The organism is Aquimarina sp. Aq78 (assembly GCF_900299525.1).
In the GTDB taxonomy this organism is placed as follows: domain Bacteria; phylum Bacteroidota; class Bacteroidia; order Flavobacteriales; family Flavobacteriaceae; genus Aquimarina.
On record NZ_OMKA01000024.1, the window covers coordinates 198,934 to 212,047 of the forward strand.

Annotated in this window: 9 protein-coding genes; 6 read left to right on the forward strand and 3 right to left on the reverse strand. The window is 31.7% G+C overall.

Annotated elements, in window-relative coordinates:
- Nucleotides 1–28: 28 nt before the first annotated feature.
- The 3 genes from DG435_RS15465 to nagB all read left to right on the forward strand — a co-directional run bounded on the left by DG435_RS15465 (nucleotide 29) and on the right by nagB (nucleotide 4,921).
- Nucleotides 29–901, forward strand: coding sequence for a sugar phosphate nucleotidyltransferase (locus DG435_RS15465; protein ID WP_106794010.1), 873 nt, complete (start codon nucleotides 29–31; stop codon nucleotides 899–901).
- 234 nt (nucleotides 902–1,135) lie between these two features.
- Nucleotides 1,136–2,950 (forward strand): sodium:solute symporter family protein, encoded by a 1,815-nt coding sequence (locus tag DG435_RS15470; protein WP_106794006.1) that lies wholly within the window; start codon nucleotides 1,136–1,138, stop codon nucleotides 2,948–2,950.
- A gap of 39 nt (nucleotides 2,951–2,989) precedes the next feature.
- On the forward strand, nucleotides 2,990–4,921 hold the full coding sequence (gene nagB / locus DG435_RS15475) for a glucosamine-6-phosphate deaminase (RefSeq protein ID WP_199852717.1): 1,932 nt from the start codon (nucleotides 2,990–2,992) through the stop codon (nucleotides 4,919–4,921).
- A gap of 63 nt (nucleotides 4,922–4,984) precedes the next feature.
- Here the strand turns inward: nagB and DG435_RS15480 are convergent, their stop codons facing one another.
- Together DG435_RS15480 and DG435_RS15485 are read right to left on the reverse strand one after the other, a co-directional pair.
- Complete coding sequence (locus DG435_RS15480) at nucleotides 4,985–5,668, reverse strand: LytTR family DNA-binding domain-containing protein (protein ID WP_234420910.1); 684 nt, start codon at nucleotides 5,666–5,668, stop codon at nucleotides 4,985–4,987.
- A gap of 14 nt (nucleotides 5,669–5,682) precedes the next feature.
- Nucleotides 5,683–6,747, reverse strand: coding sequence for a sensor histidine kinase (locus DG435_RS15485; protein ID WP_106794003.1), 1,065 nt, complete (start codon nucleotides 6,745–6,747; stop codon nucleotides 5,683–5,685).
- A gap of 198 nt (nucleotides 6,748–6,945) precedes the next feature.
- Between DG435_RS15485 and DG435_RS15490 the strand changes: the two genes are divergently transcribed.
- The 3 genes from DG435_RS15490 (at nucleotide 6,946) to DG435_RS15500 (ending at nucleotide 11,110) form a co-directional block, all read left to right on the forward strand.
- A complete protein-coding gene (locus tag DG435_RS15490; protein WP_106794002.1) occupies nucleotides 6,946–7,815 on the forward strand; it encodes a hypothetical protein in 870 nt (289 codons plus the stop codon).
- Nucleotides 7,805–9,985, forward strand: coding sequence for a carbohydrate binding family 9 domain-containing protein (locus tag DG435_RS15495; RefSeq protein WP_106794001.1), 2,181 nt, complete (start codon nucleotides 7,805–7,807; stop codon nucleotides 9,983–9,985). Before DG435_RS15490 ends, DG435_RS15495 begins: the two co-directional genes overlap by 11 nt.
- 90 nt (nucleotides 9,986–10,075) lie before the next feature.
- Complete coding sequence (locus DG435_RS15500; protein WP_106794000.1) at nucleotides 10,076–11,110, forward strand: DUF4405 domain-containing protein; 1,035 nt, start codon at nucleotides 10,076–10,078, stop codon at nucleotides 11,108–11,110.
- Between the two features lie 529 nt (nucleotides 11,111–11,639).
- On the opposite strand, the gene DG435_RS15505 is transcribed toward DG435_RS15500, so the two are convergent.
- A complete protein-coding gene (locus DG435_RS15505; protein ID WP_106793999.1) occupies nucleotides 11,640–13,094 on the reverse strand; it encodes a hypothetical protein in 1,455 nt (484 codons plus the stop codon).
- Nucleotides 13,095–13,114 lie beyond the last annotated feature (20 nt).

Here is a 13,114-nt window from a genome sequence, read left to right on the forward strand (position 1 = left end):
AAACAGTAAACAAAAAATAAACTATCGAATGCATAGAAATTTAATAATTTTAGCTGGTGGTGCTTCATCCAGAATGAAGAAACAATCTTCACACCAAGGCTTAAGTGATGAGGAAATCGAACAAGCAAATAAAAGAAGTAAAGGCCTTATTGGTGTTGGTCCAAATGGACGCCCTCTTATGGATTATCTATTGTATAATGCAAAACATGCAGGCTACAAAAAGATTTATATCATCATAAGCGAACAAGGTGAATTATTCAAAGAATTTTATGGTAATAGTGATAAGGATAATGATTTTCATGGCCTTAGCATATCTTTTGCAATTCAATACATTCCTGAGGGAAGAATAAAACCATTTGGAACCGCAGATGCATTGTTTCAGGCTGTTGAGCAATATCCCGAATTAAACAAAAGCTATTATACCGTGTGCAATAGTGATAACTTATATTCATCAGACGCATTACATGAATTAAGAGTTACATCAAATAAAAATGCTTTTATTAGTTATAATAGAGATGCAATGGAGTTCCCTTCAGAACGAATTTCACGTTTCGCACTTGCAAAATTGGATGAGGTAAACCATTTGTTAGATATTATAGAGAAACCATCTCAAGAAGAGGTGAATAGCTATAAAGACAAAGAAGGTAAATTACGGGTTAGTATGAATGCTTTTAAATTTGATGGTAGTGCTATTTACCCCTATTTAAAAAACTGTCCTGTTCACCCCGAAAGAAATGAAAAGGAATTACCAACGGTTCTTTTAAACATGTTAAAAGAGCATCCAAATGAAGCTATAGGAATACCTTTTTCAGAACATGTACCAGATTTAACAGCAAAAGAAGATATAGTAGCAGTAAAAGAGTATTTAAACAAACATTACTCTAAATTAAATTGGGAGTAATAAAATGAAGAAAAAGTGTACTTCGGCAAACTCAGTAGAACTATCGAGAATAGCTTTTTGATCCAAAATTCTTGTCATCCTGAGTATATCGAAGGGCTCGATATATTTCTTCCTATAGTCGAAGCACTCGAATTGACGAATTTTAGATCAAAAAATGTCAAAATACGCAACGGCTATGATCATTTAATAAAAGCTGTAGAGTATTACAATAAATTATGAATTTAAAAAAATATAATGGTATCCCTTAGCACTTTTGATTATGTATTGATAATTGCATTTTTTATGATCACCTTATTTATTGGTATATGGGTGTCTAAAAAATCAGGAAAGAATTCATCAGAGTTTTTTTTATCAGGAAGAAATATGCCATGGTGGTTACTGGGATTATCTATGGTTGCCACGACATTTTCTACCGACACTCCTAATTTGGTTACCGATATTGTAAGAACAAATGGAGTATCCGGTAATTGGGTTTGGTGGGCATTTTTAATCACTGGTTTATTAACTGTATTTGTTTACGCCAAATTATGGAGAAAATCAAATGTAAGCACAGACTTAGAGTTTTATGAATTACGGTATGGCGGTAAGCCAGCAAGATTTTTACGAAAATTCAGAGCCATATATCTAGGTGTTATTTTTAATGTTATTACAATGTCTGCGGTAACTTTGGCTGCTATTAAAATAGGAAGTATTATGTTAGGTTTAGAACCCTGGCAAACGGTAATTAGCGCTGGATTGATAACAGTTATATTTAGTGCAATTGGCGGTTTTAAAGGCGTGGTTTATACCGATTTTATACTGTTTTTTGTTGCTATGGGTGGTGCAATTGGAGCTGCATATTATTTGGTTAATTTACCAGAAGTAGGAGGTATAGCAGCTTTAATGACAAATGAGAATGTAGTAGATAAACTTTCGATACTTCCTGATCTTAGTGATAAACGCGCTATAATCACATTACTGATTATACCATTGGCGGTACAATGGTGGAGTTCCTGGTACCCTGGAGCAGAACCGGGCGGTGGCGGTTATATCGCACAACGAATGCTGGCAGCCAAAAATGAAAACCATGCAATAGGAGCGACCTTCTTTTTTAATATAATGCATTATGCATTACGCCCCTGGCCCTGGATTATTGTAGCACTGGCATCATTAGTGGTATTTCCAGATTTAACAAGTATACAAGATGCCTTTCCTAATATTACAAAAGATAAACTAGGTCATGATTTGGCGTATTCTGCAATGCTTACCAAATTACCAAGTGGATTATTGGGTATAGTTTTAGCCTCTTTGATAGCTGCATATATGAGTACCATTTCTACACAATTAAATTGGGGATCTTCGTATATTGTTTATGATTTCTACAAACAACAAATTAATCCAAATGCTTCTGAGAAGCGATTGGTGGCAGTAGGTAGAATTGCAACAGTAGTATTGATGATCTTTAGTGCGCTTTTGGCATTACTTTTACAAAATGCCTTACAGTTATTTGAAGTGTTATTGGTTTTTGGAGCAGGAACAGGCTTAATATTTATTTTACGATGGTTTTGGTGGCGTATTAATGCCTGGAGCGAAATTACGGCAATGTTTGCTTCTGGAATCATTTCTCTAGTGCTAAAACTAACACCGGTCGGAGTCTATTTTTTTGGAGCCGAAGACGGTATATTTCCGGATTGGTCAGAATTCCCTGTAGTCGTTTTTCTAACCACTATTGCTTGGTTGATAGCTACGTATTTAACTCAACCAGAAAGTAAAGAAGTATTACATGATTTTTATAAAAAGACACAACCAGGAGGGCCTGGATGGCGCCCCATAATTGATAAAGCAAAAGATGAAGAAATTACCTTAAAAAACACCTCAAAAGGTTGGAGTGTGCCTGCTGGTATTCTTGCAATGATACTAGGGTGTGTGTTGATATATAGCATCATGTTTGCCACGGGATATTGGATATATGGACACACGACTTATGCGCTGCTATTAACGTTACTAGCTATTGTTTCTGGATACTTTCTTCTGAAAATATGGAGTAGAATAAAAGCTAATATATTATAAAATATAATTAAAAAAATTATTGAAATAACAAAAGGAAAGATGAACATCAATTATAAACCGGCGGGTCAATTTGAGGAAACACGATTCGAGAAAATACATAACGTAATTTTTAAGAATTCTAATGAAGCTTCTGTAGTAGTGGCTAAAGAAATAGCTAATCTTATAAAAGAAAAATCACAAAAAAATGAACACTGTGTTTTAGGATTAGCAACAGGCTCTTCTCCGATTAAGGTATATGAAGAACTAGTACGAATGCATCATGAAGAAGGTTTGAGTTTTAAAAATGTAATAACTTTCAATCTAGATGAGTATTATCCAATGGATATAGAAAATATACAGAGTTATTACTATTTCATGTATGAACATCTCTTTGATCATATTGATATACTTCCTGAGAATGTTCATATCCCTGACGGAAAAATAAATAGCGAAGACCTTTATCAGTATTGTATTGATTATGAAATGAAAATTAAAGAAGCAGGAGGGTTAGATTTTCAGTTATTAGGTATAGGAAGAACAGGTCATATAGGTTTTAATGAACCAGGATCTCATTATAATTCGGGTACACGAATGATAACATTGGATCATATTACCCGTGTAGATGCGACTCCTTCTTTTTTGGGTATAGAAAATGTTCCTAGAAAAGCTATAACTATGGGGATTGCTACCGTAAGAGCAGCAAAGCGTATCGTATTATTAGGATGGGGGCAGCACAAAGCAGCAATTATCAAAGAAACTATAGAAGGAGATGTTTCTTCTCAAGTACCTGCGACATATCTTCAAAATCACCAAAACACAACTTTTGTGTTGGATACCGAGGCAGGCTCAGAATTAACTAGAAATAAAACACCTTGGTTGGTGAGTTCATTAATATGGACAGAAGTATTAAAGAATAAAGCAATTATCTGGTTATGCGAATTAACAAAAAAGAGTATTCTAAGTCTAACAGATAAAGATTATAACGATAATGGGATGTCTGGATTATTGGTGCAAGAAGGTTCTGCTTATGATTTAAATATTAGAATGTTTAATAAATTACAGCATACTATTACGGGGTGGCCTGGAGGTAAACCAGATGCTGATGATAGTAATAGACCAGAGCGAGCTATCCCAACAAAGAAAAGAGTAATCATTTTTAGTCCACATCCAGATGATGATGTGATTTCTATGGGAGGAACTTTTGACAGGTTAGTTGAGCAAGGTCACGAGGTTCATGTGGTTTATCAAACATCTGGTAATATAGCGGTATCAAACCAGGAAGCTTTAAAATTTGTTGAGGTAAGTCAGAGATTAAATTCAGATTCAACAGTAGCCCAAAAAATTATTAATACGCTGTCTGATAAAAACGAATATATTGTTGATACTATAGAAACAATGAAACTGAAAGGGCTTATCAGAAGAAGCGAATCATTTGCAGCAACACGGTATTTGGGATTAAACGATAGTAATGTTCATTTTTTAGATTTGCCATTTTATGAAACTGGTAAAATAAAAAAAGACAAATTATCAGAAGTAGACATTGCCATTATGTGTAAAATAATAAAAGAAATACAACCACATCAGATTTATGCGGCAGGTGATTTGGCAGATCCACACGGGACTCATAAGGTATGTTTGGATGCTTTATTTGCAGCCTTAGAACAATTAAAAACAGAACCGTATATGAAAGATTGCTGGGTTTGGTTATACCGTGGTGCATGGCACGAATGGGATATTCATGAAATTGAAATGGCTGTGCCCATGAGTCCGGATCAGGTGTTAAAAAAACGACATGCTATTTTTTGTCATCAATCACAAAAAGATGGGGTGATGTTTCAGGGAGAAGACTCAAGAGAATTCTGGATGCGGGCAGAAGAACGAAATAGAGATACTGCACAAAAATACAATGCCTTGGGACTAGCCGATTATGCTGCTATAGAAGCTTTTGTAAAATATGATAGTCACAAAAAGAATCAAAAAAAAGAAGTTTAGCTCTGTATAAAAGCATGATTAACAGGTGTTAACCCGTTATTCTGTTCTTTTTTGATGATATAATTATTTTATTTGGGTTAAAATATTTTTATACATCTCTCCAATAGGAATTTCAATAGTACCAATTTCAATATCGTGTTTTGTATAGGCCGTTATTTTATCTTTATTGATAATAAATGAACGATGAACACGAAGAAAACGAGCATCCAACACTTCTTGAAATGAAGAAATACTAAATTTAACAAGGAGTGATTTATTTTCAGTTCTAATTTTAATGTAGTTTTTTACACTTTCTACAAATAGAATATCATCAAACTGTACTTTGACCTGCTTTCTGTCTGCTGTTACAAAAATATAGTTCTTGCTCTGTAATGTTTCTGAAGAAGCTTGTATTTCAATTTTGTGGTATTGTGAAGCTAAAAACTTTTCTATTGCTTTAAAAAACCTGCCGAATGTTATTGGTTTTACTAAATAATCAATAGCATTTAATTCAAATCCTTCAACAGCATACTCTCGGTAGGCAGTGGTGAAAATTACTTTAGGTTTTTGAAAGAGGTTTTTATAAAAATCCGTTCCCAATAAAACAGGCATTTCAACATCTAAAAAAAGTAAATCTATATGTTCTGAATTTAATATATTAATTGCCTCTATGGCGCTTTTACAAGAAAAAACAACTTCAAAATTATCAATTTTTGCAACATGATTTTCAATGAGTTGTCTTGCTAATTTTTCGTCATCAATTATCAAACACTTGTACATTTTTAATGTTTTTTGAGTTTTAAATTTACTGAAAAACTTTTCGACGTTTCTTCAATTTTTAAATCGTAAGCATCAGGATATAATAAATTAAGTTGTTGTTCTACATTGGTTAAACCTATTGATTTTTTTTGAATTAATTTTTCTACTGTTGACAAAGGCTTAGTATTAAAAATATTGAAAATTATGTGCTCTTTTTCAGAAGATAAATCAATTTTTACAGCTGCCATTTTTAGTTCCTGACTTACACCGTGTTTAAAAGAATTTTCTATAAATGTTAATAGTAATAAAGGTGCTATTTTAATATTTTCGATTATTGAGTTATTAAACGACACCAAAACTCTATCTTCATAACGCACTTGTTCTAATGCTAAATAATTTTCAATAAGTTCAATTTCTTTTTGAATATGCACAAATTTTTTATCACTACCATATAACATATAGTCTAATATATCTGAGAGTTTTTCAATGATTTCTGGTGCTTTATCAGATTTTTCTACAGACAACACATACAGGTTATTTAGCGTATTGAATAAAAAATGAGGATTTAGCTGATGCTTCAACGCTTTTAATTCTACTGCCCTTTTCTGTTCTCTAATTTTCGAAAGCTTGTACTGGTTTTCATAAAACCTTAACCCCACCAAAAAGAATAATGGTTGTAAATAAAACAGTGGCAAATGAAAGAAAATAGTTTTTAAATCAAAGACACGTTCCCAAAACGTAAGATATCCGTTTTTATCTAAAAACACTTTATAGCAATCAGGATATGCTTTTTCAAGAAAAGACATTCTTATAGAAACATATAAAAAATTAATAAAGAAAAATAACACTATAATTGAAGCGATAAGTTTAACAATACTCTTGTCTTTTCGATAATTAGATACAATAAAATATAATATTGTATAAGCAATTATAATCTGAAAAACCACGTGAAAAAAATAGGTTACTATAATTTCTTCAGTAGTATTAAATCGTTCTCTTGAGGATGTTGTGTAGAACAAGAAAACAACAATCCAAAATAGAGTGTGTTTATAAACGGGTAGGTTAAATATTTTAAAAAAACGCTTCATTTTCAACTCATAAAAATACAACAAAGCCGCCTATATATAATAATTTGTGTACGAACAAGTAAAATAAGAATACAAACAAGCTTATACGAGTTACAAATATGTTTTGGGGTTTATGTACACTAAAACTCATGTCTTGTCCTCTTTTTAAAATCACTGCTCAATTGGACTGTAGTTTTGAACTACAAAATAAATACAATTATGAAAGCTATTTTAGTTTTAGTAGTAATTACTGCTTTTTCGGTACAATTATGTACTTCACAAAAATCAAGTTTTACAAAGTCATTAAAGAATCCAAAACTGATAAAACTGTGGGAAACCGATACCGTTTTAAATGATTTAGAATCTGCTATTTATGACAAAAGGAATACTATACTTTATGTTACAAGCATTAATGGACATTGGATGAAACCTAACGGAAAAGGGTTTATAAGTAAAGTTGATATAAACGGAAAAATCAAAAACCATAAATGGATTGATAACATCGAAGGACCAACAGGAACAGCTATTTACAAGGATAAGTTATTTGTTGCAGATTTTGATACTGTTTTAGAGATCGATATAAATACATCAAAAATAGTTAAGAGACATAAAATTGAAGGTACAGAACGTATCAATGATTTAACATCAAGCGAAGATGGAGCTATCTATGGAAGTGGAACAAAAAGCGGAAAATTATTCGTCCTAAAAGATGGAATAGTAACCATTTTAAAGAATGATTTAGAATGGCCAAACGGAGTGTTATATGAAAAAGGGAATATCCTCATTGGCCTGGGAGACAAGACAATTAAGAGCTATAACTTAAAAACCAAAACCTCAAAAACAGTAACAAAAGACATATCAAACCCAGATGGAATTATAGCCATTGGTAATGACGATTATTTAATTTCGAGTTGGGAAGGAATGATACATTATGTAACTAAAAATGGTGATAAAACCATGCTTTTGGATACTACGAAAGAAAAAGTTAATTCTGCCGACATTGCCTACATCCCCGAATTAAAAATGGTATTAGTACCTGCTATGTTACAACATAAATTAACTGCTTATCGACTTATAGATGAAAACTAAACTATTCATTTTTTTAACGGTCATCGGTTTCTATTTCTGCGGATATGCTCAAAATAAAACAATTCCTTTTTCTGTAGAATCTGTAAAAATTGACGGAAAATTGAATGAACCTATTTGGCAAAATATTCAAATGTTTACAGATTTTAATAATTATTACCCTAACGATGAAGGTAAAGTATTAAACAAAACAGAAGTGAGGGTATTTCATGATGGTAAAAATCTCTATATAGGTGTTGAATATTACGATACGACATTACAAAGTAAAATTAGCACATTAAAGCGTGATAATCATGGAGATGCTGTTGTAAGTAGTGATGCTTTTGGAATTATACTTGATCCATTCAATAAAGAAAATAACGGCTATTATTTTACACTGAACGCAGCAAATACACAAGTAGATGCGCTGGTAGACTTTAACGGAACAGACTACAATTTTAATGAAAGCTGGAATGCCATTTGGTATTCGCAAACTTCGGTTGAAGGAACTAAAAAAGTATATGAAATAGAAATTCCGTTTAAAGCATTAAATTTTGATATAAATAACAATACTTGGGGAATTCAATTCTTCTATAGAGATTTTAAAACAAATTTATGGATGACATATACCGATATGTCACGTAACTTTTTTCAGTTTGATTTACGTTTTACAGAAGATGTGACTATTGAAAATTTACCCAAAACCAATACTTCAAAATTTATGTTAGTGCCTTCGGTAGCGTATAATTACGAAAAAGATGTCCCTAATAATACAGATGAATCTACCTTTAAACCAAGCATAGATGCACAGTATAATATCACGTCTTCATTACGATTAGATACGACTATTAATCCTGATTTTTCGCAAGTAGATGTTGACCAACAAGTAGTTAATTTAACCCGTTTTGCAGTTAATTTTCCAGAACGAAGAAATTTCTTTTTAGAAAACAGTGATTTGTTTAATAATTTAGGAGCCTTTGGTGTCAATCCATTTTACTCTCGAATAATCGGCGGAACGACCGATATGCAATTTGGATTAAAACTTTCGGGAAATGTTTCGCCTAATACACGTATCGGAATTTTAAATGCTCAAACCGAAAAAGCCGATGGAAACGACGCACAAAATTATGCTGTTGTGGTGGGTCGACAAAAATTATCAAGAGCTTTTACAACCACAGCATATTGGATAAACAGACAACAAACCAACAGATTTGATTTTAAGAACGATTACAACCAAGTTTTTGGCTTGAACTTAAATTACAAATCAAAAAACAATTTATGGTCAGCACAGACGAACTACGGAAAAAGCTTTAGCAATAATATCAATTCAAACAATAACTTTTTCAATATCGAAGGACAATACAACACACGAAAAACTTATGTTAAAGGTGCATTTAAAACGGTAGACAAAAACTTTATAGCCGATGTTGGTTTTACACCAAGACTTTATAATTATGATGCCATAAACAACCTGGTCATTCGGGATTCGTATTTAGATTCTTATTTCGTTTTTCAAAAAAATTATTATCCAATAAAATCTAATTCTATAGATCGTTTTCGTTATTTGTCGGTAGTAAATGATACGTTTTGGAATAGCAAAGGCACACTTACCGAGATGTCTACAGTATTAGGTAATTCAGTCTGGTTTAAGAAGAATTTGTCATCTTTATTTTTCAATTTGACACATAATTACTTCAATCTTCAATACGGATTTGATATTTTAAATAGTGGTAATCCTATTCAACCAGATATTTACAATACTATTGATGCTAAAATTGGATACGATAACCGTTCAAGTAATAAAAACTTCTATTATGCAACGGAAGTTTTTCATGGCGGATATTTTAATGGAAAAAGAAGTGGTTTTGAAACTGTTTTAGGATATCGACTTTTACCTTTTGCGCAGTTAAACATTAATTATTCATTGAATCATATTGATCTTAAACATCTAGGAAAAGACACATTTCATTTAGCGCGTTTTACAGGTGAAGTATTTTTTAGTAATCGTTTGAATTGGACAACCTATGTGCAGTATAATACTCAACAAAATAACTTCAATATCAACAGTCGTTTACAATGGGAATATAAACCTTTATCATATATCTATTTTGTCGTTACCGATAACTTCAATAAACGTATCTCAAGAACAAATTGGGGTGTGGCATTTAAAGCCAATTATCGTTTTGATTTTTAAATTATAAGGCTATAATAATTAGGTTAATACCAACCGATATGATCAATAACAAGTTCTATCTGGCATATAAAGAACAATAAAAAAGAACAGATGAAATCTAGAAAATTAGTAAGTATAAGCATTGCACTAATATTTTTAATAGTAAGCATAACAGGAGTTTTAATGTATATAAAACCTTATTACAAAATTACGGCATCAATGCATACAGTTTTTGGTTTTCTATTTTCGATTTTGGTAGTTTTTCATATCACCAACAATATAAAGCCATTAAAAATGTATAGTATAAATTCAAAGAATAACTTTTTGAATGTTCGTTTTATCACATTACTTTTTATTGCAGGAATTTTGTTCACAGGATTGTTATTTAATGTTTCTGGATTTAACAAAATTTATGATTTCGGAAATGAATATCGTAATAGTCTACAAGGAAAAGAAACGTTAGAAGACGGAACGCAAAGTATTAACATAAAAAATGAAATTAACGAAGTTACGGTAGAGATAGATGTAAAAATAGGGGACGCATTTCGTTATGCAATGATGGTAATTTGGGTAGAAGATATAGACGGAAATTATATTGAAAGTTTATTTGTACCCAAATCTATTGCAACAAGCAAGTATGTAAATGGTAAACCAGACAAAAACGGAATTTGGAAACCCGCTATTGTTCGTCGTCCAGAATCGCTACCATATTGGTCGCACAAAAGAGGCATTAGAGCTTCTGACGGATTATTTATTCCTTTAAGAAAAGCTTACGATATCGATGCTGTTTCTGGTGCAACTCCAACCTATGATTTCATCATTAATTCTAAAGCGAAACTTGGAAAATTGAAAAAGTTTAGAGTTTTAATGGAGGTCAATCAATCATTTAACTGGAACAAATATTATAGTAAAGATCGTTTTCCAAATGATAGTATTTATAGTGGTTCAGGTAGAGTTGGTCAACCTGCTATTGTTTATGCAGTTGATGTAGATTTAGATAAATTTGGGCTGTCTAAGAACTTTTTATTCGAGCCAATTGGGCATAGTCATCATTCAGGAAAAACAGATGAGTTGTTTACTGATATGTCTAACATCACAACAGCATTAGATATTATTGATAGAGGTATTGTAAAAATTGTTAAATAATAAAATTGAAGATATGCTAACTTATCTCGATTCTACTTTAAATTCTCTTGAACCTGAAAAAAGAAGAAATATTAGAAAAAGTAAAGAAGATTTTCAAAAGCAAACCTTTTCCTATATAGCTAAATAACGAATTTAAATTTTTTAATACTGATTATTGGCAATTTATAATCTTAGTATTATTTTACAAAAATCAATAATCCCTTGTAAAAACTAGTTTTCACAAGGGATTTTAATTAGTAGTGACCCCAGAGGGAAAGAATTCAAATTTTTTAGAAGAAGATATTGCCTTAATCATTAGACTATCAGTCAATTTAAAAAATCATTATTTGACATGATATTTATACTTATTCATTAAAAAGCTCTATTCTTTCATTATCATTTATAATAAAATCTGAATCTTAAGACTTATAACCCAAAGGTCACAGATTCGAGTCCTGTTCCTTGATATCGTATAACATCTTGAAATTAAAAAAGTTATTTTGTTTATAGAGATCTCTTTTGCAAAACTATTACGAAAATTGATAGAATTTTATTCTAAAAATATGATTTCTGAATCAAAACTTACACCTTCTATAATAAGTTTTAGAGGTTTTGTAAAAATTGTAGGGCTATTACTATGTGTTAAAGGGAATTTGAAAAACCAATTAGAATTAGCACCTCTACAATTATCTAGTGGACCGATGAATTCAATGCCCTCTAAAGCATAGAGTTCATTGTACTCTCCATAATTATACAAATCATCTACCTTATTAAATACAGTATTATTAACCACATTACCGTTTTTGTCTTGCCACTGAAAGCTGTCCACTTTTCTTATTTTGATCCCACAAAAGTTCTTAGGAAGAATAATATTTCCATTATTATCAAAGTAATGGTACATAGAATCATTACTTCTCAATGCATCTCTATGAATACTTATCCGAGGAGTCTGGATATCATCAGGAGCGTTGGTGAAGTCGACAATGATTCTATTATTATCGTTTATACTTATATAATCAGGGATAACGTCTTCATTTTGGGTAGAACCTCCACCTCCAGTAGAACCTCCAGAAGAATCTGTTCCTGCTTTATCCATCATAAAATCAAATTCATCAAGTTTCATAGCATTTTTTACCCGTATTCTATAAGATCTTTTTTTTGATGCATTTTTATAAAAACTATATGCTTTGGTTTTGTTTGCGGGTATTTCAATACCTTGTTGGATTGACACTTTAATTGGTTTCCAAACACCATCTTTTTTAAATTCGAAATACAATACTGGGCCACGATATGCTGTGCAGGGAGGACTATCACAAATAATATTAGGAAGATAATGATCATTGTTTGAATTCTGAACAGATCTAGCACATATTTTTCCTCTCCATTTTTTAATATTGTTAAAAGTAGCCGAATACCGATATCTCTTCCCTTTTTGACACATATCATCAGAAAGGTTATTGCAGTCATTTGTAAAACTGGAATATGTAAGTGGTTTTTTGTCTAATTTTACAAATTCTGGGTTTCCTAAAAATCCTCCAGCAATAGCACTGGTAAAATTACTGTTTTTGCACGCAATCACAGGGCTAGGCGTAGGGTTTTCGAACCCTTTAGTATATTTTTGAACCTGATTCCTTGCCCATCCCTGAGGTTTGGAAGAGGTTTTGCCCAGAACCTGATTCATCTGTAAAAATGCTGGAACTACATCTTCAGGTTTGGATAATGCCCAAAAAATTTCTGCTTCGGATAATTCTTTTCCCGTAATAGCAATAATGTTTTCGAGAACCGAGCAATTAGAACAATTGCTCTCTTCGAGAATAAAAACCTCATCTATTTCATGTTTGAAGAATGAAATTTTATTTTCGTTTTCTAGAGTTATCGAAACATTTTGATCCCCCTCAAGAGATTGTCGTATAGTATCTTCTCTCATTACATCGGCTTTTTCACATGAAAGGAAACCAAGTATAACTAACATAAAAATAATGTCTATGATTTTAATTGTTTTCATAAGTGTTTGATTTTAAAAGT